The 25691-nt window shown below is 59.9% G+C and carries 25 protein-coding genes, 4 tRNA genes, 1 pseudogene and 1 riboswitch; of the genes and pseudogenes, 8 read left to right on the forward strand and 22 right to left on the reverse strand.

Annotated features, from left to right (window positions below; genetic code table 11):
- The 7 genes and pseudogenes from CQ041_RS24350 to CQ041_RS24380 form a co-directional block, all read right to left on the reverse strand.
- A pseudogene (locus CQ041_RS24350) lies at positions 1-363 on the reverse strand (hypothetical protein); the annotation flags it as partial.
- Between the two features lie 196 nt (positions 364-559).
- Complete coding sequence (gene flgE, locus CQ041_RS24355; protein ID WP_105524994.1) at positions 560-1852, reverse strand: flagellar hook protein FlgE; 1293 nt, start codon at positions 1850-1852, stop codon at positions 560-562.
- Between the two features lie 31 nt (positions 1853-1883).
- Positions 1884-2606 (reverse strand): flagellar hook assembly protein FlgD, encoded by a 723-nt coding sequence (gene flgD, locus CQ041_RS24360; protein WP_105524995.1) that lies wholly within the window; start codon positions 2604-2606, stop codon positions 1884-1886.
- Between the two features lie 15 nt (positions 2607-2621).
- Positions 2622-3065, reverse strand: coding sequence for a flagellar basal body rod protein FlgC (gene flgC / locus CQ041_RS24365; RefSeq protein WP_105524996.1), 444 nt, complete (start codon positions 3063-3065; stop codon positions 2622-2624).
- Positions 3066-3068: 3 nt separating this feature from the next.
- On the reverse strand, positions 3069-3476 hold the full coding sequence (gene flgB, locus CQ041_RS24370; protein WP_049711905.1) for a flagellar basal body rod protein FlgB: 408 nt from the start codon (positions 3474-3476) through the stop codon (positions 3069-3071).
- Between the two features lie 250 nt (positions 3477-3726).
- Positions 3727-4554: a protein-glutamate O-methyltransferase CheR gene (gene cheR / locus CQ041_RS24375; RefSeq protein WP_016979774.1), complete on the reverse strand. Its 828-nt coding sequence runs from the start codon at positions 4552-4554 to the stop codon at positions 3727-3729.
- 43 nt (positions 4555-4597) lie between these two features.
- Positions 4598-5530 (reverse strand): chemotaxis protein CheV, encoded by a 933-nt coding sequence (locus tag CQ041_RS24380; RefSeq protein WP_105524997.1) that lies wholly within the window; start codon positions 5528-5530, stop codon positions 4598-4600.
- 93 nt (positions 5531-5623) lie between these two features.
- On the opposite strand from CQ041_RS24380, the gene flgA reads away from it, so the two are divergent.
- The 4 genes from flgA to CQ041_RS24400 all read left to right on the forward strand — a co-directional run bounded on the left by flgA (position 5624) and on the right by CQ041_RS24400 (position 8210).
- Positions 5624-6385, forward strand: coding sequence for a flagellar basal body P-ring formation chaperone FlgA (gene flgA, locus CQ041_RS24385; RefSeq protein WP_105524998.1), 762 nt, complete (start codon positions 5624-5626; stop codon positions 6383-6385).
- A 142-nt stretch (positions 6386-6527) separates the two neighbouring features.
- A complete protein-coding gene (flgM, locus tag CQ041_RS24390) occupies positions 6528-6845 on the forward strand; it encodes a flagellar biosynthesis anti-sigma factor FlgM (RefSeq protein WP_105524999.1) in 318 nt (105 codons plus the stop codon).
- A gap of 48 nt (positions 6846-6893) precedes the next feature.
- Complete coding sequence (locus tag CQ041_RS24395) at positions 6894-7364, forward strand: flagella synthesis protein FlgN (protein ID WP_105525000.1); 471 nt, start codon at positions 6894-6896, stop codon at positions 7362-7364.
- A gap of 96 nt (positions 7365-7460) precedes the next feature.
- On the forward strand, positions 7461-8210 hold the full coding sequence (locus tag CQ041_RS24400; protein WP_105525001.1) for a flagellar brake protein: 750 nt from the start codon (positions 7461-7463) through the stop codon (positions 8208-8210).
- A gap of 61 nt (positions 8211-8271) precedes the next feature.
- Here CQ041_RS24400 and CQ041_RS24405 read toward each other — a convergent pair whose 3' ends face one another.
- Both CQ041_RS24405 and CQ041_RS24410 read right to left on the reverse strand, forming a co-directional pair.
- Positions 8272-9657 carry an MFS transporter gene (locus CQ041_RS24405; RefSeq protein WP_105525002.1) on the reverse strand — a complete coding sequence of 462 codons (1386 nt, stop codon included), beginning with the start codon at positions 9655-9657 and terminating at the stop codon, positions 8272-8274.
- Between the two features lie 269 nt (positions 9658-9926).
- Positions 9927-10003 (reverse strand) — tRNA-Arg (locus tag CQ041_RS24410).
- A 322-nt stretch (positions 10004-10325) separates the two neighbouring features.
- On the opposite strand from CQ041_RS24410, the gene CQ041_RS24420 reads away from it, so the two are divergent.
- The 3 genes from CQ041_RS24420 to CQ041_RS24435 all read left to right on the forward strand — a co-directional run bounded on the left by CQ041_RS24420 (position 10326) and on the right by CQ041_RS24435 (position 11453).
- Positions 10326-10553 (forward strand): hypothetical protein, encoded by a 228-nt coding sequence (locus tag CQ041_RS24420; protein WP_105525004.1) that lies wholly within the window; start codon positions 10326-10328, stop codon positions 10551-10553.
- A gap of 11 nt (positions 10554-10564) precedes the next feature.
- Positions 10565-10744 carry a PA3371 family protein gene (locus tag CQ041_RS24425; protein WP_105525005.1) on the forward strand — a complete coding sequence of 60 codons (180 nt, stop codon included), beginning with the start codon at positions 10565-10567 and terminating at the stop codon, positions 10742-10744.
- Positions 10745-11126: 382 nt separating this feature from the next.
- The gene (locus CQ041_RS24435) at positions 11127-11453 is read left to right on the forward strand and encodes an Arc family DNA-binding protein (protein WP_003175643.1); all 327 of its coding nucleotides are present in this window, start codon (positions 11127-11129) and stop codon (positions 11451-11453) included.
- Positions 11454-11558: 105 nt separating this feature from the next.
- Here the strand turns inward: CQ041_RS24435 and mgtE are convergent, their stop codons facing one another.
- From mgtE to ltaE, 8 genes are all read right to left on the reverse strand, one after another.
- The gene (gene mgtE, locus CQ041_RS24440) at positions 11559-13001 is read right to left on the reverse strand and encodes a magnesium transporter (protein ID WP_105525007.1); all 1443 of its coding nucleotides are present in this window, start codon (positions 12999-13001) and stop codon (positions 11559-11561) included.
- Between the two features lie 339 nt (positions 13002-13340).
- Positions 13341-13417 (reverse strand) — tRNA-Arg (locus tag CQ041_RS24445).
- A 72-nt stretch (positions 13418-13489) separates the two neighbouring features.
- Positions 13490-13566: transfer RNA gene (locus tag CQ041_RS24450), tRNA-Arg, on the reverse strand.
- 108 nt (positions 13567-13674) lie between these two features.
- Positions 13675-13765: transfer RNA gene (locus tag CQ041_RS24455), tRNA-Ser, on the reverse strand.
- Between the two features lie 62 nt (positions 13766-13827).
- Entirely contained in the window at positions 13828-14016 is a 189-nt protein-coding gene (csrA, locus tag CQ041_RS24460; protein ID WP_003175645.1) for a carbon storage regulator CsrA, read from the reverse strand.
- A 185-nt stretch (positions 14017-14201) separates the two neighbouring features.
- The gene (locus tag CQ041_RS24465; RefSeq protein WP_105525008.1) at positions 14202-15443 is read right to left on the reverse strand and encodes an aspartate kinase; all 1242 of its coding nucleotides are present in this window, start codon (positions 15441-15443) and stop codon (positions 14202-14204) included.
- A 97-nt stretch (positions 15444-15540) separates the two neighbouring features.
- Positions 15541-18159 carry an alanine--tRNA ligase gene (alaS, locus tag CQ041_RS24470; RefSeq protein WP_105525009.1) on the reverse strand — a complete coding sequence of 873 codons (2619 nt, stop codon included), beginning with the start codon at positions 18157-18159 and terminating at the stop codon, positions 15541-15543.
- A 146-nt stretch (positions 18160-18305) separates the two neighbouring features.
- A complete protein-coding gene (gene ltaE, locus CQ041_RS24475) occupies positions 18306-19310 on the reverse strand; it encodes a low-specificity L-threonine aldolase (RefSeq protein WP_105525010.1) in 1005 nt (334 codons plus the stop codon).
- A gap of 190 nt (positions 19311-19500) precedes the next feature.
- Positions 19501-19670: riboswitch (FMN riboswitch) on the forward strand.
- 88 nt (positions 19671-19758) lie between these two features.
- Between ltaE and CQ041_RS24480 the strand changes: the two genes are divergently transcribed.
- Positions 19759-20268 (forward strand): 6,7-dimethyl-8-ribityllumazine synthase, encoded by a 510-nt coding sequence (locus CQ041_RS24480; protein ID WP_016979790.1) that lies wholly within the window; start codon positions 19759-19761, stop codon positions 20266-20268.
- A gap of 70 nt (positions 20269-20338) precedes the next feature.
- Here CQ041_RS24480 and astE read toward each other — a convergent pair whose 3' ends face one another.
- The 5 genes from astE to astA all read right to left on the reverse strand — a co-directional run bounded on the left by astE (position 20339) and on the right by astA (position 25683).
- Complete coding sequence (astE, locus tag CQ041_RS24485) at positions 20339-21343, reverse strand: succinylglutamate desuccinylase (RefSeq protein WP_105525011.1); 1005 nt, start codon at positions 21341-21343, stop codon at positions 20339-20341.
- An 11-nt stretch (positions 21344-21354) separates the two neighbouring features.
- On the reverse strand, positions 21355-21645 hold the full coding sequence (locus CQ041_RS24490; protein ID WP_003214319.1) for a hypothetical protein: 291 nt from the start codon (positions 21643-21645) through the stop codon (positions 21355-21357).
- A gap of 23 nt (positions 21646-21668) precedes the next feature.
- Complete coding sequence (gene astB / locus CQ041_RS24495) at positions 21669-23015, reverse strand: N-succinylarginine dihydrolase (protein WP_105525012.1); 1347 nt, start codon at positions 23013-23015, stop codon at positions 21669-21671.
- Between the two features lie 176 nt (positions 23016-23191).
- Positions 23192-24661, reverse strand: coding sequence for a succinylglutamate-semialdehyde dehydrogenase (gene astD / locus CQ041_RS24500; protein WP_163002605.1), 1470 nt, complete (start codon positions 24659-24661; stop codon positions 23192-23194).
- Positions 24658-25683, reverse strand: a complete 1026-nt coding sequence (gene astA / locus CQ041_RS24505) for an arginine N-succinyltransferase (RefSeq protein ID WP_105525014.1) — start codon at positions 25681-25683, stop codon at positions 24658-24660. Before astA ends, astD begins: the two co-directional genes overlap by 4 nt.
- Between the last annotated feature and the right edge of the window lie 8 nt (positions 25684-25691).

A 25691-nucleotide genomic window follows, 5' to 3' on the forward strand; every position in this document is an offset into this window, starting at 1 on the left:
ACCGCCGTTATCGATGGGTGGTGCGGGTGGAGATACATCATCATCATCTGCAAAAAGCTCCGGAAACAATCTCTTCAAAAACGCGAGCCATTCATCTGACGCGTCTTTCTTCAGTTGCTCGATGATCTCCTTGAACTTCTCCTCACCGAGTTTTTCGCGCAGCTCATTGAGTTTGTTGCGCAACTCCTGCTCGGTCTGAGTCTTGGACGTCTTTTGGGCATCCTCCAGGTCCTTGAGCAGCTTTGAAACGGTCTCCTTATCGGCATCGACTTTCTGAGTCTCGTCGGTTGCGTCCTGCGTGTTTCCCGAACTGCCCGCAAAACTACCGCCACTCAACTGCCCCCACGACACCTGGGCTGGCATGTGCGCCCCTCGCATAGACAACGCCTCCTATCCTCGTAGGCCCTATAAGTGGCGAAGAGGACGTAGTCCGTTCCACCAAGACCTGTCACTGCGTGTCTGTGCAAATACCGGGAAAAGGGCCCTCCCCTACAAAATGAAAACCAAAAAAAAACCCCTCATCGAGGGGTTTTTCCGGGTTGGTCTCAGGCCACCCGCATCACGTCATCTGAATGATCGTCTGCATGATGGTGCTCTGGGTGGAGATGGTCTTGGCGTTCGCCTGGTAGTTGCTCTGGGCCTTGATCAGGTCCACCAGCTCGTTGGTCAGGTTGACGTTGGAGTTCTCCAGGGAGTTGGCCACGATCGAACCCAAGGTGCCCGCTTGTGGGGTGTCATAGCCTGGCTGACCGGAAGCGAAGGTCTCTCTCCAGGTGGTGCCGCCCGAGGGCTGCAGGCCCTGTTCGTTGTTGAAGCTGGCCAGGGAGATCTGGCCGATGGCCTTGCTCTGCTGGTTGCTGAAGGTGGCGAACAGAACGCCGCTGCCGTCGATTTTCAAGCCGGTGATCTGGCCGGTGGCGTAGCCATCGGTGACCGGCGGGTTACGGTAGCTGGCGGAGTTGTACTGGGTGATGTTGGACATGTTCACGGCGATGCTTTTGGCATCGGCACCGTTGTCTTTCCATACACCGTCAACCAGGGAACCCGGGTTCCAGTCAGCAATGGTCCACGTGGTGTTGGACACCGTCGCAGGTGGCACGGTGATCGACTCGAGCTTGCCCGCACCGTCGAACGACAACAGCCGGCCGACAGGCGCGGTGGTGGTACCGTCGGGGTTACGTCCGTCGATCTGGGTGTAGGCCATCCATTTGTTGGAGTCGGTCTTCACCATGTACTGCACCATGGCGTGGGCATTGCCTTGGGAATCGTACAACGTGGTGCTGTACTGCGTGGTGAACGTGCTGGTATCGGTGGCGTTGAACGGCTTGGTGGTCTGGTCGATCACCGGCTCGGACGAATTCAGGTTGCTGGTGGAGTCGACTTTGCTGGAAGCCTGCGGTGGCAGGTTCGACAGGTTCAGTTGAAGGTCGGTCAGCGCACCCTTGATGATCTTGCCGTCCGCATCGGCCGCGTAGCCTTGCAGGCGTGAAGTGCCGGTGTTGTTGGTGATAAAGCCGTCTTTGTCGGCACGGAACGCGCCGCTGCGGGTGTATTCCAGCGAGCCGTCGCTGCCCTTCTGCACGAAGAAGCCGCCGCCCTGGATCGCCATGTCCAGGATGCCGCCGCTGCCATTCACGTCACCCTGGGTGAATTGCTGGGACACAGCCGCCAGGTTCACACCGTTACCGATGCTGTTCTGGCCGGTGCCCAGCTTGGACGCGGCGTAAATGTCGGCGAACTCTGCGCGGGACGACTTGAAGCCGGTGGTCGCGACGTTGGCGATGTTGTTGCCGGTCACGTCCAGTTGTTTGTTGGCCGCATAGAGGCCGCTAAGGCCGATATTAAAAGACATGTTTCTCTCCCTCTGCCGTATTTAGCCGGCTCTATGTACCGATAGTCTGAATTTGCGACAGCTTGACGCTGCCCATGCCGCCCGCGAGGTTCAGCACCATTTCGCCGCCGGTCTTGCTCAAGGTCACGCTGGTGACCGTGGCTGGCAGCGACGTCACCAGGGCAACCGAGTCACCCGCGTCATTCTTGGTGGTGGCATTGAAGGTGTAGGTGCCGGCAGCGGCCACTTCACCTGCATCGTTCTTGCCATCCCAGATAAAGTCGGCGGTGCCGGCGCTCTGGGCACCCATGTTGATGGTGCGCACCACGTTGCCGTTCGCGTCGGTGATCTTCACCGCCACGTTGCCGGTTGCCGCGGTTACAGCGACCGAGCCGGTCATGCTCTTGCTGGTGTCTACCAGGGCCTTGTCGGTCTGGGTGATGATCGAACGCCCCACCAGCGACGACGCCTGCAACGCCTGCGAAGAGCTGAAGTTGCTGGAGATCGCATTCACCGAATCGTTCAGGGTGTTGATGCCTTCCAGGCTGCTGAACTGAGCCAACTGAGCCACGAACGCGCCGTTGTCTTGCGGCGACAGCGGGTTCTGGTTTTTCAGCTGGGTGACCAGCAGTTGCAGGAACGCATCCTTGCCCAGGGACTGATTACCCGTGGCAGCACTGGCAGTGCTCGCGACGTTGTTCGTAGCAGTGGTGACCTTGGTGTTGAACAGGTCCTGCACCGCGGTGTTGGTTGATGTGGTATCAACAATGGCCATCTTCGGCGCCCCTTATCACTGACCCAGGGTCAGGACCTTCTGCATCATGGTTTTGGCGGTGTTCATCATTTCCGCGTTGGTCTGGAACGAACGGCTGGCGGAAATCATGTCGGCCATTTCCTCGACCACGTTGACGTTGGGGTAGTACACGTAACCCTTTTCGTTCGCGGCGGGGTGGTTGGGTTCGTAGCGCGCTTCGAGGTTGCTCTGGTCTTCGACCACGCCCAGCACCTGCACACCCGAACCTGCGGCGCCCTGCTCCTGGAACAGCGAAGGGCTGCCGCCGTTCTGGCCAGCCTGGAACATGGTGGCGAACACCGGGTGACGGGCACGGTAGGTCTGGTCAATGCTCGACGACACGGTCTCGGCGTTGGCGATGTTACTGGCGACGGTGTTCAGACGCGTGGTCTGGGCGCTCATGCCACTACCGGCAATATTGAAAACACTGGACAGGGACATGGCTTACTCTCCGCGCAGGGCTGACATCAGCCCTTTGAATTTGCTGTTGAGCAGGGTGAAGCTGGCCTGGAAATTCACCGAGTTCTCGGCGTAGGCCGATTGCTCCAGCTGGGCATCGACGGTGTTCTGGTCGATGGACGGCTGCATCGGCGTGCGATACAGCAGCGACTCGTCACCATTGCTCAGGCCTTGCGCTTCAATATGACGGTTGTTGGTCATGTTCAGGGCGAAGGTGCCGTTCTTGGTCTTGTCCTGCTGTGCAGCGAGCACGGCGGAGAAGTCCAGGTCCCGAGCCTTGTAGTTCGGGGTGTCGGCGTTGGCAATGTTGTTGGCCAGGACTTCGGCACGCTGGGCGCGGAAGCCCAGGGCTTGTTCGTGGATACCGAGCGCTTTATCGAAGCTGATGCTCATGGCGGAAACCTTCAAGGGCTGACCTGCTGTACGTTGACAGGGTTATAGCAAGGTGTGTGCCAGTTTGAGCGAGGCCCGTATTTAAAGGGCTTGAGGGGCGATTGCCGAGCGGCAATGCCAGAAAAGCGGCAAGCGGTTTCCGCGTGGCGCCAGTAAAGCGGCAATCCAGGGTTGCCGCTTCACCTGAACTTGCCACAAAAAAAATGTGGGAGGGGGCAAGCCCCCTCCCACATTGTTGACCCAGTATTGCTTACTTGGCCTGGTAGATGATCCCCGGGCTGCATTGCACCATCTGGTAGTGGTCCGGCAAACCGTTCAGCGCTTCGGAAGCCCCGAGGAACAGGTAGCCGCCGCGCTTGAGGGTGCCGTGGATGCGCAGCAGGATGTCTTTCTTCACCTCGGCAGAGAAGTAGATCAGCACGTTGCGGCAGAACACCATGTCGAACTTGCCCAGGCTGGCGTAGCTGTCCAGCAGGTTGAACGAGCGGAACTCCACGCGGCTCTTGATCGGCGCCTTGACCGCCCAGCGCCCTGCCCCTTTCGGGTCGAAATAACGCTGCAAGCGTTCCTGGGACAGGCCGCGCCCCAGCGCCAGGCTGTCGTATTCACCGGTCTTGCAGTTGGTGAGCATGGTACCGGACAGGTCGGTGGCAACAATCTGCGCACCGGCCTTCAACTGGCCCATGTTGGTTCGTTCGAATTCGTCGATGGACATCGAGATCGAATACGGCTCCTGCCCCGAAGAGCACGCCGCCGACCAGATACGCAGGCGCTGGCCCGGGCTGGCCTTGATGGCCTCCGGCAACACTTTGCTCTTGAGCACCTCGAAGGGGTAGGTATCACGAAACCACAAGGTTTCGTTGGTGGTCATCGCATCGACCACCATTTCCTTGAGCCCACTACGCGGCTGCCCCTGGATCCGCTGCACCAGCTCGCCCAACGACTTGATGCCCTGCTGCTCCATCAATTTGTTGAGACGGCTGGATACCAGGTACTGCTTGTTTTCACCGAGCAATATGCCACAGGCTTTTTCCAGGAAGACCCGGAACTGTTCAAAATCCAAATTACCCGTAGACACTGATACCGCCTCTAAAATCGTATGACCGCCAGGGACAGAAACCCTAGCCGTGATCTGCTGCCTTGATCCGGTCGACAACCCGGCTTGCCAGGTCATCAGGACGGAATTTGGCCAGGAAGTCATCGGCACCGACTTTCTTGACCATCGCCTGGTTGAATACGCCCGACAAGGAAGTATGCAGGATGATATGCAATTTTTGCATGCGTGGGTCGCTGCGTATCTCGGCCGTGAGGGTGTAGCCGTCCATTTCCGGCATCTCGATGTCGGAAATCATCATCAGAAACTCTTCTTCCGGCTTCTTGCCTTCGTCTACCAGCTTGCGCAAGTAGTCCAGCGCCTGGCGGCCGTCGTTGAGGGCAACCACGTCGACGCCGACGGTTTGCAGGCAACGGGTCACCTGCTTGCGTGCCACCGAGGAATCGTCCACCGTCAATACGCGCAGGGAGATCGCCTTGTGGGCAGTCTCCGCGTCGACGACACCGACGGAAATCGATTCAGAGGTCGGCGCCACTTCAGCGAGAATCTTCTCCACGTCGATGATTTCCACCAACTGGTTATCGACCCGCGTCACTGCCGTGAGGTAGTGATCGCGCCCGGTGCCCTTGGGCGGTGGATGGATCTCTTCCCAGTTCATGTTGACGATGCGCTCCACCGAGCGCACCAGGAAACCCTGGGTCTTGGTGTTGTACTCAGTGATGATCACGAACGGGTTCTCACGGTCCTGCAAACCCGCCGAACCGGTGGCCAGTGCCAGGTCAAGAATCGGGATAGTCGCACCACGAATGTTGGCTACGCCACACACCACCGGGCTGGACTTGGGCATGATCGTCAGCTTGGGGCACTGCAACACTTCCCGCACCTTGAACACGTTGATGCCATATAGCTGTTTGCCGTCCAGGCGAAAAAGCAACAACTCCAGGCGATTCTGCCCTACCAGCTGTGTTCGCTGGTTTACTGAATCCATTACACCTGCCATGCCCTGACTCCTACCTTAAACCTTCGGCCATACCTACAAGGGCTGCGACGCGCACCCGACGCTAAACGGCACGAGCTTTGCTATTTATTGGCTATGGATATTAAAACGACAGTTTCCCGACGCCCTCTCAAACGGTACGCCAGATTGCTCTGCGCACCGCTGGCGCTGCTCGCCATGGGCCTCGGCGCCCCGGCCCGCGCAGACAACGTCACCCTGCCTGATCTACTTATCGGCGTCACCCAGGGCTTTCTTGAATTCACTGTAGAAGATTATCTGGCGACCACCCAGACACCGGGCCGCTATGAAATCCAGGTCAACCAGTTGGACCCGCGCCTGCGCATGCCAATGTGCGACAAGGAATTGACAGCCACCCTCGAAAGCCCCGCCCAACCCATCGGCCGGGTGACCGTGCGTGTTCGCTGCGACGGCGCCTCGCCCTGGACGGTGTTCGTACCGGCCCAGGTGAAACTGTTCCGCGACGTGGTAGTCGTCGCCCGCCCCCTGAAACGCACCGGGATCATCGGCTTCGACGACGTGGTGCTGCGCGAACGGGACATCAGCCTGATCGGCCAGGGCTACCTGACGTCGGTGGACCAGGCCGTGGGGCAGAAGCTCACCCGACCTGTGGTCACCGACCAGGTCATCACGTTGGTCCACCTGGAACAGGCGGAGGTCATCCGCAAGGGCGATCAGGTGGTGATCTCCGCCAGCAGCGGCGCGCTGAATGTAAAGATGCCCGGCGAAGCCTTGTCCAACGGCGGCATGAGCGAGCAGATCCGGGTCAAGAACCTCAATTCCAATCGCGTGATCAAGGCTCGGGTGACCGCCCCCGGCCAAGTCGAGGTGGCTCTATAGATCGCTGGTATCGGACGCTGGGTTTTCCTACACTGTACGCACGTGGTTTGTGTGTGCAGGTTTATTGTCAAATCGAGCCTAAAGTTTGTCCGGGTATGGCCGAAAACATGGCAAGCGTCCAAATACCCAGAGGTTTTTTATCATGGTCATTGATTTCAATCGTTTGAATAACAGCCCGGCTTTAACCGGCAGCACGCGCACCACCGGTGCCAAGGACAGCGCAGACGCCAAGCCCCTGGCCACCCAGGCAGAGCAGGCGAGCGCCAGTCAAAGCGGGGAATCCGTACATCTGAGCAACGAGGCTCAACAGTTGCAGAAGGTCACTGACTCGCTGCGCGATCAACCTATCGTCAACAAGGACCGTGTGGCCGAGTTGAAACAGGCAATCGCCGATGGCAGCTATAAAGTCGACAGCAACCGTGTAGCCAGCAAGCTGCTTAATTTCGAAGCCGAGCGCTAGGCACTGGCCTGCGCCGGGCTTTTGGACGCTTAAACCCCAAGGCCAGCCATGCATCACGACGAAAATCTGCTCCAACTGATCATTGATGATCTAGCGCCGACGCAACAATTGCTCGAGCTGCTCAAGGAAGAATCCCTGGCCCTGTACGGCCGGAACATGCCGCTGCTGGAAGAAATCCTGGCGCGCAAGCAGTCGCTGATTGTCCTGCTGGAACAGCACGGCAAGAAGCGCAGCCAGATTCTCCTCAGCCTGGGCCTGCCCGCCGATCACGACGGCCTGGCACAACTCGCCAGCCACTCCTCGGTGGGCGATCAGTTGCTGGCGCAAAGCAAAGCACTCAATCATTTGCTTGCCCAATGCCAGGAAGCGAACCTGCTTAACGGCCAGTCGATCCAGCTTCAGCAAGCCACGACCGCCAATCAGTTGCGTATACTTCACGGCGGAGAGCCTCCGGCGCTTTACAACGCCCAGGGTTCCACCTCGCGCCTGCTCAAACCAGGCACCCGCAGCCAAGCCTGACACCTGTTTACTGCGCGCCCTATCCAATGCGCGCCACATGCTGGCAAAATGCCGGTTCTTGCGTGTAGTCGTATTTTGTCTGGAGATGGAAGAACCGTGTTCAACGCCCTTAATGCGGAAGATGCTCCGCAGCCACCCAAGGTCCTCACCACGCCTCTGGAAATCGCCAGCACCCTGCGGATGCTCCAAGACAGCCATGACCCGCTGATCATCACCTTTCACGAACGCAGCCAGCGCTTCCAAAGCTACCTGGTGGACGTCGACCGCGACAGCAACACGCTGGTCCTGGACGAAATGATTCCCCGTGACGGCGAGCGCCACCTTGAAAGCGGCGAACCGTTTCGTATCGAAGGCTTCCACGACGGCGTACGTGTCGCGTGGGAAAGCAGCGGCGCTTATACCGTCAGCGAAAAAGACGGTCACCGCGTCTACGCCGGCAGCATGCCCGACGAAGTGGTCTACCATCAGCGCCGCAACGCATTCCGCGCCGCGCTGAAGCTGGCCCAACTGGTCAACATCGAACTGGGCGGCGAGAAACTCAAGTTCCCGATCAGCGGCAAGCTGCTGGACATCTCCGCCACCGGCTGCAAATTGCGCTTTGAAGGCGACATCTCCGAACGCCTGCAACTGGGCCAGGTGTATGACCGCTTCATCGCCGCCCTGCCCTTCGGCAGCATGACCACCTCGGTCGAACTGCGTTACTTGCATTTCGAAGAGAAGATCAACACCACCTTCGCCGGCGTGCGCTTCCACAACATGAGCGGCCTGGTGCAGCGTCAAGTGGAACGGTTTGTGTACCAGTTGCAACGTGAAGCACGCCGTTTCGACAAAGACGACGATTTCTGACACGCATGAATCGCGCTTGAAAAAACGGGCGGATCCTGATGGGATCCGCCCGTTTTTGCATTCAGGGACGCGCCCTGCTGAGGTCATGCGGGTGCTCGTCCGGGTCCGGGTGCTCGGGCGGCGACTCCGTGACCGGCTCATCGGCCACCGGCTCGGGCGCGGGTTCGTCCGGCGGTTCGGGGGTAGCGGTTTGCATCTGCTCCTGCACCACCTGTTCGTCGACACGCGGGTCGAGCGCCGCCACCAATGGCGAGCTGGACATGCTGTCGGGCATCGCCACGTGATGCAGCGGCGCGTCGTCGACCTGATGCAGGTTGGTCACGGCCTTGGGGCGGATGCGCCACACCAGGATCAAGGCGCACACACTGAAAAACGCATACAGCATGTGGCTGCCGAACAGCTTCATCACCACACCGGCCAGCAGCGGCCCCACACTCGCACCGACCCCGTAAGTCACCAGCAACATGGCCGTGAGCGAGACGCGGCGGTCACCTTCCACATGGTCATTGGAGAACGCGACGGCCAGCGGATAGAGACAGAACTGCACCAGCGAACACAGGAACCCGGCCGCAAACAGCACCTCCAGGGGCACCTGAGTCAGCACCGCCAGCGGCAACGCAGCCACCGCCAGGCACAGGGCAAAGCAACGAATCAGCAGCGCCCGGTCGTAGCGGTCCGACAACCAGCCCAGCGGCCACTGCACCAGCAGGCCGGCAAAGATGCAGCTACCCATGAACAGACCAACCTGCTCGGTGCTCAGGCCCTGCTGCGCCGCATAGAGGGGCGCCAGGCCATAGAACGAGCCCACGATCAGCCCCGCCCCTAATACCGTACTGAGCGACTGCGGCACGCGCTTGATAAAGAAGCGCGGTTCCATCGGCGCCGGGTGCAAGGGCGCCGGGTGAATACGCCGGGTCATGGCCACAGGCACCAGGCACAGGGCGAAGCACAGCGCGACCAGCATCAGCAATTCGAGACCGAGCTCGGGATGCATGACCAGGATCAACTGACCCAGCACCAAGCCCAGGTACGACGCAATCATGTAGCCGCTGAACACCAGGCCGCGCTGCTTGGCATCCGCCTGCTCATTGAGCCAACTTTCGATGACCATGTACTGGCACATCATCCCGAGGCCCACGATCATCCGCAGCACAATCCAGGCTGGGAGCCAGTTGATCAACCCGTGGCCCAGCACGGCGGCACCGACAATGCCGGCGCAGGTCGCATAGGCACGGATATGCCCGACACGGGCGATCAGGCGGTGCCCGATTTTGCCACCCAGCACCAGGCCAAAGTAGTTGGCCGCCATCAACGCACCCACCCACAGGCTGTCGACGTGGTCGGCCGCCAAGCGCAGGGCCAGGTAGGTACTGAGCAGGCCGGAGCCGATCAGCATCATCAAGGAGGCGAAATAAAGGGCTCGAAAAGATTTCCAGATCTGGCGCATCGGCGTTCCGAGCGGCTCCTTGCGGTGAGAGACGGGGCTATCGGCATGATAGTCCGGGGTGGACGGATCCGGACAGGCGGTACAGGCATTTTCCGGGGAATATTTTGCTTCACTGCTCAGACGTCGCCTGGCCAGTGACGAGGTACACCCGTGGAATAAATACCCTGCGCACCTGCTGTGAACCCTGAACACCGGCAAGGTTCGACCCGTGACTGAAAAACACCCACAAAAAAGCCCCGCGCAGATTGCTCCGCGCAGGGCTTTGGATCTGGTGTCCCAGGGCCGGTTCGAACGGCCAACCTTCCCCTTAGGAGGGGGATGCTCTATCCAATTGAGCTACTGGGACAAATGACAGCCATCGGCCAGTGGGCAGCGATGGACGGCGTGCATGTTAACCACCGGGTCGGGTTTTGTCATGTCGTCCGTAGGCTTTTTGAGTGTAGGCCGATCCTTGCACGATCCTGCGCAGCTTTACCCCGCAAACACGGGCTTGCGGCGCGATCGTGCAAAATGCACTCCCCCAGAATGCCATCATTGCAAATTGCAACCAGGACGACTTTTAAAGTAGACTCAAACCATTGATTTTATTGAAATAAAAGATTGGCACGACACCTGCAATAGTTCTCTAGCAACCCATCCAGCCACGGCGTTAAGCGGAGAACATGACCATGAACAGTGCCCTTCTGTTAGCCCTTAACACCGTAGCTTTGGCTGCATTGGTGACGTTTCATTTTCAATCCACCGGCAGCAACGACCCTGCGCAGATCAGCCAGGCCGTGCCGCACCATTTGCAACAACGCCCGCAACTGGCGGTGATGACGCCCACTGCGCAATCGCCGGTACGCCTGACCCAAGGCACCCAGACTGCTCCTGCAACTGAACACTGGGTATTCTGAGGAATCCTCCCATGAGCAAATCTGCCTGGCTGTTTTTGTGCCTGACCGTGGTCACCACCCTCGCGGGCTTGAGCGCCACGTCACCCGATGCCCAGACCAGCGCATTCGTGGCCACCGGCGTCACCGCCAGCCTGTTTCTGTTCACCCTCATCAAGGGTCGTCGGATTAAATTCGATCCGGTCCTGCGCTAAATCCCCTCGCCCTACCTTATGTCGGCTGGACTCGCCAATCGGCAATTTGCCACTAGTCTTAAAACTAAGGGCAAAATGCCATAGTGCGCTACGATAGACAGCCTAAAAGCCAGTTGCGGCCTTTACTTACGGGAAGTTCCCTCGCGCTACGGCGCGCGATGAAGATTTCCAACCAGTCCGCAAAAATGCAAAACAGTGCTGGCATAAAGCCTTTAGGCAGTTCAATATTTGTCACAGAATTGACGCCAAGGAACCGGCAAATCTGAGGCATGATGCGGCCTCTTTGCAATTCAGGTTGAACTTTGGTCGTGAGCCTTGTCTTAACACTCATCGCTTGCGGCCAATTCCAAAAACCGCTCCCCTGAACTAACCGGTTAAATATATGCGCCCATTGAAACAGGCAATTTATTCCAGCCGTACGGCTGACAAGTTCGTCGTACGTCTGCCAGACGGAATGCGGGAACGCATTGCCGAGGTGGCTCGCAATCATCACCGCAGCATGAACTCCGAAATCATCGCGCGCCTGGAGCAAAGCCTTATTCAGGAAGGTGCGTTGGGCGACGAGTTGAGCATGCGCCTGGACAGCCCTGAGCTGTCACTGCACGAACGCGAACTGCTGCAGCGTTTTCGTCAGCTTTCCCACCGCCAGCAAAATGCTCTCGTCTCGCTCATCGCGCACGACGTCGAGGCGGCCGCAGAAGCCAATTGAGTTAGAAATGAAAGCCGAAGCCAGCCTAGCGCTGGCTTTTTTTTGCGCGCAATTTGGGAGGCGCAGAGATAGGGGGGGGGCAAGCTGCCCCCCCCTAGAATGGGATCAAAGCAGGAAGATGGTTGCCAGGCCCAGGAAGATGAAGAAGCCGCCGCTGTCGGTCATGGCCGTGATCATCACACTGGCTCCCATGGCCGGATCTCGCCCCAGGCGTGCCAGGGTCATGGGGATCAACACCCCCATCAGCGCAGCGAGGAGCAGGTTGAGGGTCATGGCTGCCGTCATCACAACGCCCAGCGACCAACTGCCATACAGCAAGTAGGCCACCACCCCGATCACGCCACCCCACACCAGGCCGTTGATAAGGCCAACGGCAAGCTCTTTGCGCAGCAAGCGCGATGAGTTGGCCGTGCTCACCTGGTCCAGCGCCATGGCGCGCACGATCATGGTAATCGTCTGGTTACCTGAGTTGCCGCCGATACCGGCCACAATCGGCATCAATGCGGCCAGCGCCACCAGCTTCTCGATCGAGCCTTCGAACAAGCCAATCACCCGCGAAGCAATGAACGCAGTGATCAGGTTGACGGCCAACCAGGCCCAACGGTTACGCAGTGAACGCCAGACCGAAGCAAAGATGTCTTCCTCTTCACGCAGACCCGCCATGTTGAGGACTTCGGTTTCACTCTCTTCACGAATCAAGTCGACGATTTCGTCGATGGTCAAACGGCCGATCAGCTTGCCGTTCTTGTCGACCACCGGTGCCGAGATCAAGTCATAACGCTCGAACGCCTGGGCTGCTTCATAAGCATCTTCGTCGGGGTGAAAACTCACCGTGTCGCTGGCCATCAGGTCGGCGACCTTCTTGTCCGGATCGTTGACCAGCAACCGCTTGATCGGCAGCACGCCCTTGAGAATGCCCTCGTAGTCGACCACGAACAGCTTGTCGGTGTGGCCCGGCAATTCCTTCAGGCGGCGCAGGTAGCGCAATACCACTTCGAGGCTGACGTCTTCGCGGATGGTGACCATCTCGAAGTCCATCAGTGCGCCGACCTGATCCTCGTCATAGGACAACGCGGAGCGGACTCGCTCACGCTGCTGGCCGTCGAGAGCCTCCATCAGCTCGTGTACAACGTCTCGCGGCAGCTCAGGGGCCAGGTCAGCGAGTTCGTCGGCGTCCATCTCCTTGGCGGCCGCCAGGAGTTCGTGATCGTCCATGTCGGCGATCAGGGTTTCTCGGACCGAGTCAGATACTTCGAGGAGGATGTCGCCGTCGCGGTCGGCCTTGACCAACTGCCAGAGGGTCAGTCGATCATCGAGCGGCAAGGCTTCGAGAATGTAGGCAACGTCGGCAGAGTGCAAATCGTCGAGCTTGCGTTGCAGCTCAACGAGGTTTTGCCGATGGACCAGGTTTTCAACCAGGTTGTTGTTCGGACCATCCTGGCGGTGCGTGAGGTCTTCGACCACGCGTTGGCGCTGCAGCAACTCGATGACTTGCGCCAGGCGATCCTGCAGGCTTTCTTGAGTTTTCTTTACTTCTACTTCGGTCATAGGCGAACTCCACTCCCAGCAGCGGGGCACGCCGGAAGGATCAATCAGTCAATTCATGATTGGTAAAACGGGGTACTGAGTAACTACTGGGTAAGTCCATGGAGGTATTCCACAAGCCCCGGCGGGGCTGACGGGCGCAATGATACACGCTGCGCGCGCTTTAAACGTTAAAAAACTGGAAAGAACAAGCGCTTGCGAGCAAAAGCTGAGCAACGCCTGCATCTATGGACTGCGACGACGCAGCCCGGAAGGAAAACACATCAAACGTCGAAGCAGGGATAAATCCTACCCAAACCCCAGACGGCAAAAAGCCCGCACTAGGCGGGCTTTTTGTTTGTATGGTGCACTCGACAGGATTCGAACCTGTGACCGCTCGGTTCGTAGCCGAGTACTCTATCCAGCTGAGCTACGAGTGCAGATTGTGTTTTTAGACCAGATCACAACTGGTTGAAGCCGAATCACCTGCATTGCTGCAACTGACTCTTAAATGGTGCACTCGACAGGATTCGAACCTGTGACCGCTCGGTTCGTAGCCGAGTACTCTATCCAGCTGAGCTACGAGTGCATTTGTTGCCGCGCATTATAGGCCGTTCAATCTCTATGTAAAGCTATTTTTTCGTTTATTTTCAACAACTTAACGAAAAAACCAGATTGCAACGTACTAAGCAAATAATGGCGGAGAACGGGGGATTCGAACCCCCGACACCCTTTTGAGGTGTACTCCCTTAGCAGGGGAGCGCCTTCGGCCACTCGGCCAGCTCTCCGCAACACGGGGCGTATATTAACCACGTTCATCCCCGTTTGCAAACATAAAAAACGATAAAAATTAAAGGCTTGGTTCTTCGTCCTTCTCTTTCTTGATCCGCAGGTAGATTTCCTCGCGGTGTACCGCTACCTCTTTTGGAGCATTAACCCCAATACGCACTTGATTGCCTTTGACGCCGAGCACCGTCACGGTGATTTCGCCATCACCGATAATCAGGCTTTCTGCGCAACGACGAGTCAGAATCAGCATGCCTTTCTCCTCACGCATTTCAGTTCAGGAACAACAGTCTGCAAAAAAATGGCCGTCGGCCCATGACCCAAGAGCCATAGTCCTACCCGCCTAAGTATTGTCGAGCGCGCGCAAAAGAACAGGTCCTACGCGTGCGCCCTACAAAAAAAGAAAGGCGCGGATATCCGCGCCTTCCAGGCCTTGCATCACTCGCCCTGTCGGGCCGGAGCGTCAAGCTCGAACGCGGTATGCAGCGCACGTACAGCCAGTTCCAGGTACTTCTCTTCGATCACCACCGAGACTTTGATTTCCGAGGTGGAGATCATCTGGATGTTGATGCTTTCTTTCGCCAGGGCCCCGAACATGCGGCTGGCAACGCCGGCGTGGGAACGCATGCCCACCCCCACGATCGACACCTTGGCAATCTTGGTATCGCCGACCACTTCACGGGCGCCAATCTCGCTCGCAGTGTTCTCCAGGATCTTGAGCGCCGCATCGTATTCGTTGCGGTGCACGGTGAAGGTGAAATCGGTGGTGTTATCGTGCGAGACGTTCTGCACGATCATGTCGACTTCGACGTTCGCGTCGCTGATCGGGCCGAGAATCTTGAAAGCCACGCCCGGGGTGTCTGGCACGCCACGGATAGTCAGCTTGGCTTCATCACGGTTGAAAGCGATACCGGAAATGATCGGCTGTTCCATGGATTCCTCTTCATCAATAGTAATGAGGGTGCCCGGACCCTCTTTGAAGCTGTGCAATACGCGCAGCGGAACGTTGTACTTGCCGGCGAACTCCACCGCGCGGATCTGCAACACCTTGGAACCGAGGCTGGCCATTTCCAGCATCTCTTCGAAGGTGATCTTGTCCAGGCGCTGGGCCACGGACACCACACGAGGGTCCGTGGTGTAGACGCCGTCCACATCGGTGTAGATCTGGCATTCATCGGCCTTGAGGGCCGCTGCCAGTGCCACGCCGGTGGTGTCGGAACCGCCACGGCCCAGAGTGGTGATGTTGCCGTGCTCGTCCACACCCTGGAAGCCTGCTACAACTACCACGCGCCCGGCCTTCAGATCAGTACGAATTTTCTGATCATCAATTTGCAGGATTCGCGCCTTGGTATGCGAGCTGTCGGTCAGGATGCGAACCTGACTGCCAGTGTAGGACACCGCCGGCACGCCACGCTTGTTCAACGCCATGGCCAGCAACGCGATGGTCACCTGCTCACCGGTGGACACGATCACATCCAGCTCGCGCGGCAGCGGTTGTTGATCGCCGCTGATTGCCTTGGCCAGTTCGATCAGGCGATTGGTCTCGCCGCTCATCGCCGACAGCACCACCACCAGGTCGTCGCCAGCATCGCGGAATTTTTTAACCTTGTCGGCCACCTGCTCGATTCTTTCGACGGAGCCGACCGAGGTGCCTCCAAATTTCTGTACGATCAAAGCCATTTCTAAGCCGCCTCAGCCCGTAAAGGGGCGCCCAATAAACAAATCTTCCAGCACCTGAGCGAGCCCATGACTAGACCATGGGCCCGGCAACAAGGCCTTAAATACCCGCTTCGACAAATGGCACGGTCATGGCCAGCGCCGCGTCCAGGGCACCAGCGTCTACACCACCGCCTTGTGCCATGTCCGGACGACCACCGCCCTTCCCGCCCACTGCCGCAGCGGCTTGTTTCATCAAATCACCGGCTTTGAGTTGGCCAGTCAGGTCCTTGGTCACACCAGCAACCAGAACGACCTTATCCTCATGGACACTGCCGAGCAGGATCACTGCGCGGCCGAGCTTGTTCTTCAACTGATCGACCAGGGCCAACAGCGCCTTGCCGTCCTGACCGTCCAGGCGTGCGGCCAGAACCTTCACATCCTTGACGTCCACCGCAGCGGCCGACAGGTCGTCGCCTGCTGCACTGGCGGCCTTGGCTTGCAACTGCTCCAGCTGTTTTTCCAGCGCGCGATTGCGCTCCAGCACAGCGCTGAGCTTGTCGATCAGATTGTCGCGGCTGCCCTTGACCAGGCTGGCCGCTTCCTTGAGTTGTTCTTCGGCTGCATTGAGGTAGGCCAGGGCCGCAGCGCCAGTCACTGCCTCTATACGCCGTACACCGGACGCCACGCCACCTTCGCTGATGATCTTCAGCAGGGCGATGTCGCCGGTACGGTTGGCGTGGATACCGCCACACAGTTCTACCGAGAAGTCGCCGCCCATGCTCAGCACACGCACGCTGTCACCATACTTCTCGCCGAACAGCGCCATGGCGCCTTTGGCCTTGGCGGTCTCGATGTCGGTTTCTTCGGTTTGCACCGGCGTGTTCTTGCGGATTTCGGCGTTGACGATGTCTTCCAGGGCTTTGATCTGCTCTGGCTTGATCGCTTCGAAGTGGCTGAAGTCGAAACGCAGGCGCTGGCTGTCCACCAACGAACCCTTCTGCTGGACGTGCTCGCCCAATACCTGGCGCAGGGCCGCATGCAGCAAGTGAGTGGCCGAGTGGTTCAGCGCGGTGGCGTTGCGTACATCGGCATCGACCTGGGTGTCCACCGGCGCGCCGATGGTCAGGCTGCCCAGTACCAACACGCCGTGGTGCAGGAACGCACCACCGGTCTTGGTGGTGTCACGCACTTCGAAACGGCCGGAGGTCGAGCTCAGGAAACCACAGTCACCGACCTGGCCACCGGACTCGGCATAGAACGGCGTCTGGTCCAGGACCACCACGGCCTCTTCGCCTTCGTTCAGCACGTCGACCGACTTGCCGTCCTTATAGATGGCAACGATCTTGGCCGAGCCCACGGTAGCCTTGTAACCGGTGAACTCGGTTGGTACGTCGACCTTGACCAGGGTGTTGTAGTCCAGGCCGAAGGAGCTGGCGGAACGGGCGCGCACGCGCTGGGCTTCCATCTCGCGCTCGAAACCGGCCTCGTCGATGGTCAACTCGCGCTCACGGGCGATGTCGGCAGTCAGGTCCATCGGGAAGCCATAGGTGTCATACAGCTTGAACACCACGTCGCCCGGCACCACGGTGCCTTTGAGTTCGGCCAGGTCTTGCTCGAGGATCTTCAGGCCGTGTTCCAGGGTCTTGGAGAATTGCTCCTCCTCGGCCTTGAGCACGCGCTCGATGTTGCCTTGCTGCTGCTTGAGTTCCGGGAAGGCTTCGCCCATCTCGGCCACCAGCGCGGCGACGATCTTGTAGAAGAAGCTGCCAGTGGCACCCAACTTGTTACCGTGACGGCAGGCGCGACGGATGATGCGGCGCAGCACATAGCCACGGCCTTCGTTGGACGGCAACACGCCGTCGGCGATGAGGAAGCCGCAGGAACGGATGTGGTCGGACACCACCTTGAGCGAAGACTGGTTGTCATTGGCGCAGCCGATGGCCGCCGCCGACGCGCTCAGCAGGTTGGTGAAAAGGTCGATCTCGTAGTTGGAGTGCACGTGCTGCATCACCGCACTGATCCGCTCCAGGCCCATGCCGGTGTCGACCGACGGCGCTGGCAGCGGATGCAACACGCCATCGGCGGTGCGGTTGAACTGCATGAACACGTTGTTCCAGATCTCGATGTACCGGTCGCCGTCTTCTTCCGGCGAGCCCGGCGGGCCGCCCCAGATGTCGGCGCCGTGGTCGTAGAAGATCTCGGTGCAAGGGCCGCACGGGCCGGTATCGCCCATGGTCCAGAAGTTGTCGGACGCATACGGCGCGCCTTTGTTGTCGCCGATGCGGATCATGCGCTCGGCGGGCACGCCGATTTGCTGGGTCCAGATGTCATACGCTTCGTCGTCCGTCGCGTAGACGGTCACCCAGAGTTTTTCCTTCGGCAGCTTCAGCACGCCGGTCAGGAAGGTCCAGGCGAAAGTGATCGCGTCTTTCTTGAAATAGTCACCAAAGCTGAAGTTACCCAGCATTTCGAAGAAGGTGTGGTGACGAGCGGTGTAGCCGACGTTTTCCAGGTCGCTGTTCTTACCGCCGGCCCGCACGCACTTCTGGCTGCTGGTGGCACGGGTGTAAGCGCGTTTTTCCTGGCCCAGGAAGCAGTCCTTGAACTGGTTCATCCCCGCGTTGGTGAACAGCAGGGTTGGGTCATTGCCTGGGATCAAGGAGCTGGAGGAGACACGGGTGTGACCTTGCTCTTCGAAGAAGCGAAGGAAGGCTTCACGGATTTCTGCGCTTTTCATTAGGTTCTTCCACGGAGGCTGCGGCCAAAGGCCAGTGCGCAACATCATCAGACGGAGCGACGGCAAAGGGCCGCATTATATCGGCCCTTTGCCGGTGGTACAGCGTGTTTATACGATTGAAACGCTCAATTGGACGGTCTGCAGGTTCATTTGCGCGAAAATTCGACGAATGTCGCCAACACCTGCTCCATCTGCGCCCGATTCACATCCAGGTGCGTAACCATGCGCAACCGCGGGGCGGCGCTCAGCTTGATCCCGCGCTCGGCGGCGAACGCCTTCAGGGCCTCGGCCTGGTCGCCCATCTGCACGTAGACCATGTTGGTCTGCACCGGCTCCACCTCAAAACCCGCCTTGCGCAGTTCATCCCCAAGCCATAGCGCGTTGGCATGGTCATCCGCCAGGCGCTGCACCTGATGATCCAGCGCATACAGCCCCGCCGCTGCCAGGGAGCCGGCCTGGCGCATGCCGCCGCCAACCATCTTGCGCAAGCGCCGCGCCTTGCCGATCAACGCCGCAGTGCCGCACAACACCGAGCCAATCGGCGCGCCCAGGCCTTTGGACAGGCACACCGACACCGAATCGAAATGCTGGGCGATCTCTCGCGCATCCACCCCAAGCTTGACCGCGGCGTTGTAGATTCGCGCACCGTCCAGATGCAACGCCAGCCCCTGCTCACGGGTAAACGCCCGCGCCTTTGCCAGGTACGCCAGCGGCAGCACCTTGCCTTGCATGGTGTTTTCCAGCGCCAGCAGGCGGGTGCGGGCGAAATGGAAGTCGTCCGGCTTGATCGCGGCCAACACCTGGTCAAGGTCCAGGGAGCCGTCTGCCTGCACCTCCAGCGGCTGCGGCTGGATCGATCCCAGCACCGCAGCACCACCGCCTTCGTATTTGTAGGTATGGGCCTGCTGGCCGACGATGTATTCCTCGCCACGTTCACAGTGCGCCATCAACGCCAGCAGGTTGCTCATGGTGCCGGTGGGCACAAACAAAGCCGCCTCGAACCCCAGGCGCTGGGCCATTTCGGCTTCCAAACGGTTGACGCTGGGGTCTTCGCCATACACGTCGTCGCCGCTGGCGGCGGTCGCCATCGCGTCGAGCATGCCAGGGGTGGGTTGGGTGACGGTGTCGCTGCGCAGGTCGATCACAGACATGAAGCAAGCCTCTGAGGGTTTGATAAGGTCCTTCTGAAGGTGATTACTGCGGGCAAAGCCACGGAATATCAAGCCCCATGCAGGCTCAATCGAATACCAACCAAACAAACCGATATAGCCTATCGATACGACGGTGGTGCAGTTTTCGAAAAACCATGTTAAAAACTCTCCGCCGCCAGGGTTCTGGTGGCAACGTTCTCAGGGCGGGGTGCAATTCCCCACCGGCGGTAATTGCACGCAATGTGCATAGCCCGCGAGCGCTTGGCGCCTCGAACTGCTCACGCGGTACGGCGACAAGGTCAGCAGACCCGGTGTGATCCCGGGGCCGACGGTCATAGTCCGGATGAAGAGAGAACGGGATTGGCACCTAAGGGCCGCATTGTCTGCGTACCCTTAAATCCCATTCGATTCATAACGCCCTGTTTTTTTCTTAAACAGGAGTCAGAACATGCAACCCACCGCAATCGACAGCAAAAGCAAAAACCATCACGGCGAGCGCGTCGCGTTTATCCAGGCCTGCTGGCACAAGGATATCGTCGATCAATCGCGCAAAGGCTTCCTCGCCGAAATGATCGCCCAGGGCTATCAGGAATCGGACATCGATTTCTTCGAAGTCGGCGGTGCCTTTGAAATGCCCCTGCACGCCAAGTTGCTAGCCAAGACCGGCCGCTACGCCGGCATCGTTGCCGCCGCACTGGTGGTGGACGGTGGCATCTACCGTCACGAATTCGTTGCCCAGTCGGTGGTCAGCGGCCTGATGCAGGTGCAGCTGGAGACTGAAGTGCCAGTGTTCTCCGTATCCCTGACCCCGCACCACTTCCATGCGGGCAGCGAGCACCATGCATTCTTCCACGATCACTTCGTGCACAAGGGCCAGGAAGCCGCGCGTACCTGCGCCGACACCCTGCACAAGGTCCGTGCTATCCGTCGCAGCGAGCCGCGCGCCGTAGCCGTCTAAGCAACACTGCAAAACAACTGTGGGAGGGGACAAGCCCCCTCCCACAGTTGGATCCGGTTACAGCTGAGATCTACGCTAGGCCAGCATCCGTAGTCGGCACAATCAAGATCCCCGCGCGCAAGCCATTCTTCACCTTCGGGTTGGGGAAGATGATGCGAGCACCCTCCTCCTCGATCACCCAACGGGTCTTGGCCACGTCTTCGGCCAGCAGATAACCTTTTTCAAGCTCAGAGAAGTTCTCCACGTCCGCCGGCAAGTGCATCAGGAAGGCATCGCTGTGCTTGATGATTTCCCGCGACACCGCGAACAGCTTCAAGCCGTCCAGGCTGCCAGTCTCAGGTTCGGTGCCCTCGATCATCTGCTGAAGGCGAGCTTCCAGGCGCGAAACATCCACGCCCTGATTCTGGCCAAACGGCCTTGCCTTGCCCAGTTCCAGGGTGAAGGCCTCGGCGTCGAGTTGCTCGTAGGTAAAGGCGGTGAACGTGATGGAGGTCTTGTTTTGCAACAACACCGCTTCCATGCCGGCTGCCCGCAAGCGCTCCAGTTCGCGACGGGAATGCTGGCGCTCGGGCTTGAACGGATACAGGGCAAACTGCTCGATCTTCGAGCCACGAATGGCCGTGTGCAGGTCGTAATGCAGGCGTGAACGGCCCGGCAGGCTGAAGAAACTGCGGGCCAGTTGCTCAAGCTCGGCGGCGCGCATGGCTTCCGGGCCGATGTTTTGTTCGTGACGGCCGTTGAACAGCCGGTTGACGTCCAGTTCGAGGTAACGCTCGCCGCGGCGCATGGCCTCGGGGTTGCCGAACAGGAACAGAATGCGATTGCGGGGTTTGATCTCCCCACGGGCGATGCCATGCAACAAGCGGTCGAGCAGTTCGATCGGCGCGGTTTCGTTGCCATGGATGCCGGACGACAGCAGCAGGTCGCCGCCGCTGTCCCGTGCCTCAGGCGGACGCACTTCAAGTGCGCCCTCGCTGAGCCAGCGCATCTGCACGCCGTCGACAGTCAGTTGAATTTTTTGCGCCGGTTCGCGACCGGCGAGGGTCAGTTCAAGCAGTTTGCCGAGGGCGAGCATAGAGCGCTTCCTTAGTGGTTGCAGCCTGGGCCGTGGACGTGGTCGTCGTCATCACCTTCAACGTCGGCCGGTTCCATTTCCAGTTGCAGGCTCATCAGGTTGGTCGCCAATGGGCGCATCAGCAGGTTGGCGTATTCGGCGTCGCCCTCTTCCACGTCCACACCGATCAGCAGTTGGCCACGGCCGTCATGCTGAATCCAGATTTCCTTGCCCTGCCACACGACAGCAACGCGGGTGCAGGAAGTTTCCAGCTGGGTGCCGTCGGTGTCTTCAAGAATCAGTTTCAGGGTGTCGGTGGTCATAAATAACTCTCAGCCGTACGGCATTAATTGATCTGGAAAGGATAAACCGCGCCCAGTTTAAGGATTTGCGTCAGTTCATCCAGTGCCGTCCGGCACTCAAGCAGCAATTGCGGGTCAGCCAGGTCGCTTTCACGCAGGCTGTCGCGGTAGTGCTTGTCGACCCACTGGGTCAGGGTGTCGTACAACGGCGCCGTCATGATAACCCCTGGATTCACCGCCGCCAGTTCCGTTTCGTTCAAGGCCACGCGCAAGCGCAGGCACGCAGGGCCACCGCCGTTCTGCATGCTCTGCTTGAGGTCGAACACCTTCACTTCGCGGATCAGCCCACCCGCGGCTGTCAGGCCTTGCAGGTAGTTCCAGACACGCTCGTTGGCGCGGCATTCTTCCGGCACGATCAGCAGCATCGAGCCGTCGGCGCGGGTCAGCAACTGGCTGTTGAACAGGTAGGAACGCACCGCGTCCTCGACGCTGACTTGGGCGCGTGGCACACACACCGACTGGAAGTTGCCGCCCAGCTTGCCCAGTTTGGCCTGCAGTTCGGCAAGCATCTGCTCGGTATTGAGGAACGCGTCCTCGTGATAGAACAGCACTTCGCCGTTGCCCACTGCGATCACGTCGTTGTGGAACACACCGGCATCGATCACCGCCGGGTTCTGCTGGGCGTAGACCACGCCGCCCTCACTCAGGCCGTGCAGGCGTGCAACCGCCTGAGACGCTTCCAGCGTCTGGCGCGCCGGGTACTTTTGTGGTGCCGGGAAACGGCTGTCGAACGCGCTGCGACCGAACACGAAGAATTCGACCCCCGCTTCACCGTATTCACGGCAGAAGCGCGTGTGGTTGGCCGCACCTTCGTCGCCGAACTGCGCCACCGCCGGCAACGCGGCGTGATGGGCGAAGTGCTGCTGATCGGCAAACATCGCCCCCAGTACACGGCTGGTGGTCGGGTGCTCGATGCTGCGGTGATATTTGCAGTTGAGGTTGGCGGCGGTGAAGTGCACACGGCCATCGGCGGTGTCGGCGCTGGGGCTGACGGTGGCCGCGTTGGCGACCCACATGCTGGACGCGGAGCAGCTTGCCACCAGCAGAGGCATGGCGTCTTTTGCGGCCTGCTGGATGACTTGGGCGTCGGTGCCGCTGAAGCCAAGCCTGCGCAAGGCGGCCACGTCAGGACGTTCCTGGGGGGCCAGCACGCCTTGCACAAAGCCCATGTCCATCAGCGCTTTCATTTTCTGCAGGCCCTGCAACGCCGCTTCCCTGGGGTTGGAATGCTGCTGGCTGTTGCTCTGGGACGCGACGTTGCCGAAGGACAAACCGCCGTAGTTATGGGTCGGCCCCACTAGACCGTCAAAATTGACTTCATAGGATTTCATCGGCGAGGCTCCACGAACATCTGTATTTTTTATAGGCAACTAGTGCGGATCTATATCTGTTAACCCGATCAGTGTGGCAGCTGGCTTGCCTGCGATGGCATCACCGCGGCTGACCTGAAAGACCGAGTCGCCTGCATTGCAGGCAAGCCGGCTCCTACACTGGATCGGTGACATCTTTAGTTCAGCGTAATACCGGGGGTCAGGGTTGCCGGCACCGCCAAGGTTGGCGTCTCCAGCGACGCCACCGGGTACGCGCAATAATCCGCCGCGTAATACGCACTGGCGCGATGGTTGCCCGAAGCCCCTACCCCGCCGAACGGCGCGGTACTCGCGGCGCCGGTCAGTTGTTTGTTCCAGTTGACGATCCCGGCGCGGCTTTCCAGCCAGAACTGCTGGTAACGCGCTTCGGAATCCGACAACAAGCCTGCGGCCAGGCCGTACTGGGTGTTGTTGGCCTCGGCAATCGCCGCTTCGAAATCAGCGTAGCGGACCACCTGCAACAGCGGGCCGAACAGTTCTTCGTCTTCGCGCTCGCTCATATCGGTCACGTCGATGATGCCGGGCGTCAACAGCGCGGCCTGATCCTGAGGCTGGGTCATTTCCAACAGCGCCACGGCGCCATTGGCGAGCATCGACGCTTGGGCGTCCATCAAGGCCTTGGCCGCCGCCAGGGAAATCACCGAGCCCATGAACGGCGCCGGTTGTTGGTCGAACGCACCGACGTCAATCGTCGCGCTCACCGCCACCAGGCGCGCCAGCAGCGCATCGCCCCATGCGCCTTGCGGCACCAGCAGGCGCCGGGCACAGGTGCACCGCTGGCCGGCGGAGATAAACGCCGACTGGATGATGGTATAGACCGCTGCGTCCACGTCGGCCACTTCGTCCACCACCAGCGGGTTGTTGCCGCCCATTTCCAGGGCCAGGATCTTGTCAGGGCGCCCGGAGAACTGCTGGTGCAGGTGGTTGCCTGTGCGGCTCGAACCGGTGAAGAACAGTCCGTCGATACCCGGGTTGGCCGCCAATGCGATGCCGGTTTCCCGCGCGCCTTGCAGCAGGTTCAATACACCGGCCGGCAAGCCGGCTTCGATCCAGCACTGCACGGTCAACTCGGCGACTTTGGGCGTCAGCTCGCTCGGCTTGAACAGCACGGTATTACCCGCCAGCAACGCCGGTACGATATGCCCGTTGGGCAGGTGACCGGGGAAGTTGTAAGGGCCGAACACCGCCACCACACCGTGGGGCTTGTGACGCAGCACGGCCGTGGCATCGCCCAGCGGGCCGCTCTTCTCGCCGGTGCGCTCGCGGTAGCTTTGCACCGAGATCGCGATCTTGTTGGCCATGCTGGTGACTTCAGTGGCCGATTCCCACAGGGGCTTGCCGGTTTCCTCACCGATGCAGCGGGCGATGTCGTCGGCACGGTTTTTCAGGGTGGCGGCGAAGGTTTCCAGCACGCTGATGCGGTCTTCCAGCGAGCGCCGGGCCCAGACTGGAAATGCCTGGCGCGCGGCCTGCACGGCGGACTCAACCTGCTCGGCGGTGGCGCCGTTGCCAGCCCACAGCACCTGCTGGGTCACCGGGTTGCGCGATTCAAACAGCTCACCCTGGCCTTCCAGCCAGCTACCTGCGATATACAGCGAATTCATTATTTCGACTCCCGGGCAGCGGACAACGCAACAGCACGAACTTGATCACCCACCACCAGTTGCAGGCGCTTGGCGGTCTGTGGATCGACCACCAGGGTGCCTGCCGCCAGACGGGCAGGCGCGGCAGTAATGCGGCAGTCTTCGCGCTTGCGGTTATGGATCAGGAACGGCGTGGCGTCGTCCCCAGGCGTGCCGATGGCCAGCACCAGTGCCTGGCTGTCGCGCACGGCGCGGATCTTGGTGGTTTCACACTCCACTGCCGGGCCGGCGTCGAAAATGTCGACATAGCCCTGGTAGCTGAAGCCTTCGCTCTTGAGCATGCTCAGCGCGGGCTCGGTGTCCGGGTGGACCTTGCCGATCACGTTGCGCGCGTCTTCAGACAGGAAGCAGCTGTACAGTGGAAACTTCGGCATCAGCTCGGCGATAAATGCCTTGTTGCCCACACCGGTGAGGTAATCCGCCTGGCTGAATTCCATCTTGAAGAAGTGGCGACCCAGGCTTTCCCAGAACGGCGAGCGGCCGGCGTCACTGGAGACCCCGCGCATCTCGGCGATGATCTTGTTGCCGAACAGTTGCGGGAACTCGGCGATAAACAGCATGCGCGCCTTGGCCAGCATGCGACCGTTTAGGCCGGTGCGGTAATCGGCGTGCAGGAACAGCGAGCACAATTCGGAATTGCCAGTGAGGTCGTTGGCCAGGAACAGCGTCGGAATTTCACGGTAGATATTCAGCTCCTGGGAGGCGCTGACGGTCAGGCCCACCCGGAAGTTGTACCAGGGCTCGCGCAGGCCAACGGCGCCCGCGATGGCGGAAATGCCCACCACGCGACCTTCGTCGTTTTCCAGCACGAACAGGTAGTCGGCATCGCCGCGCCCGGCGTCACCGCGAAAGGTTTTTTCGGCCCAGCCGACCCGGTGGGTCAAGCGCTCTTCGTTGGCCGGCAAGGTGGTGAGGCCGGTGCCGGTGCTGCGCGCCAGATCAATCAGGGCCGGTAAATCGCTGCTGCGTACGGGACGAACGATCATGCTATCTC

It is taken from the genome of Pseudomonas sp. MYb60, assembly GCF_002979555.1.
GTDB lineage: Bacteria > Pseudomonadota > Gammaproteobacteria > Pseudomonadales > Pseudomonadaceae > Aquipseudomonas.

What these genes read in the sequence shown, in the direction of transcription:
- flgE (WP_105524994.1), bottom strand. Translation starts at nt 1,852, where the DNA reads ATGTCTTTTAATATCGGCCTTAGCGGCCTCTATGCGGCCAACAAACAA.
- flgD (WP_105524995.1), bottom strand. Translation starts at nt 2,606, where the DNA reads ATGGCCATTGTTGATACCACATCAACCAACACCGCGGTGCAGGACCTG.
- flgC (WP_105524996.1), bottom strand. Translation starts at nt 3,065, where the DNA reads ATGTCCCTGTCCAGTGTTTTCAATATTGCCGGTAGTGGCATGAGCGCC.
- flgB (WP_049711905.1), bottom strand. Translation starts at nt 3,476, where the DNA reads ATGAGCATCAGCTTCGATAAAGCGCTCGGTATCCACGAACAAGCCCTG.
- CQ041_RS24380 (WP_105524997.1), bottom strand. Translation starts at nt 5,530, where the DNA reads ATGGCAGGTGTAATGGATTCAGTAAACCAGCGAACACAGCTGGTAGGG.
- flgA (WP_105524998.1), top strand. Translation starts at nt 5,624, where the DNA reads ATGGATATTAAAACGACAGTTTCCCGACGCCCTCTCAAACGGTACGCC.
- flgM (WP_105524999.1), top strand. Translation starts at nt 6,528, where the DNA reads ATGGTCATTGATTTCAATCGTTTGAATAACAGCCCGGCTTTAACCGGC.
- CQ041_RS24395 (WP_105525000.1), top strand. Translation starts at nt 6,894, where the DNA reads ATGCATCACGACGAAAATCTGCTCCAACTGATCATTGATGATCTAGCG.
- CQ041_RS24405 (WP_105525002.1), bottom strand. Translation starts at nt 9,657, where the DNA reads ATGCGCCAGATCTGGAAATCTTTTCGAGCCCTTTATTTCGCCTCCTTG.
- CQ041_RS24420 (WP_105525004.1), top strand. Translation starts at nt 10,326, where the DNA reads ATGAACAGTGCCCTTCTGTTAGCCCTTAACACCGTAGCTTTGGCTGCA.
- CQ041_RS24425 (WP_105525005.1), top strand. Translation starts at nt 10,565, where the DNA reads ATGAGCAAATCTGCCTGGCTGTTTTTGTGCCTGACCGTGGTCACCACC.
- CQ041_RS24435 (WP_003175643.1), top strand. Translation starts at nt 11,127, where the DNA reads ATGCGCCCATTGAAACAGGCAATTTATTCCAGCCGTACGGCTGACAAG.
- mgtE (WP_105525007.1), bottom strand. Translation starts at nt 13,001, where the DNA reads ATGACCGAAGTAGAAGTAAAGAAAACTCAAGAAAGCCTGCAGGATCGC.
- csrA (WP_003175645.1), bottom strand. Translation starts at nt 14,016, where the DNA reads ATGCTGATTCTGACTCGTCGTTGCGCAGAAAGCCTGATTATCGGTGAT.
- CQ041_RS24465 (WP_105525008.1), bottom strand. Translation starts at nt 15,443, where the DNA reads ATGGCTTTGATCGTACAGAAATTTGGAGGCACCTCGGTCGGCTCCGTC.
- alaS (WP_105525009.1), bottom strand. Translation starts at nt 18,159, where the DNA reads ATGAAAAGCGCAGAAATCCGTGAAGCCTTCCTTCGCTTCTTCGAAGAG.
- ltaE (WP_105525010.1), bottom strand. Translation starts at nt 19,310, where the DNA reads ATGTCTGTGATCGACCTGCGCAGCGACACCGTCACCCAACCCACCCCT.
- CQ041_RS24480 (WP_016979790.1), top strand. Translation starts at nt 19,759, where the DNA reads ATGCAACCCACCGCAATCGACAGCAAAAGCAAAAACCATCACGGCGAG.
- astE (WP_105525011.1), bottom strand. Translation starts at nt 21,343, where the DNA reads ATGCTCGCCCTCGGCAAACTGCTTGAACTGACCCTCGCCGGTCGCGAA.
- CQ041_RS24490 (WP_003214319.1), bottom strand. Translation starts at nt 21,645, where the DNA reads ATGACCACCGACACCCTGAAACTGATTCTTGAAGACACCGACGGCACC.
- astB (WP_105525012.1), bottom strand. Translation starts at nt 23,015, where the DNA reads ATGAAATCCTATGAAGTCAATTTTGACGGTCTAGTGGGGCCGACCCAT.
- astA (WP_105525014.1), bottom strand. Translation starts at nt 25,683, where the DNA reads ATGATCGTTCGTCCCGTACGCAGCAGCGATTTACCGGCCCTGATTGAT.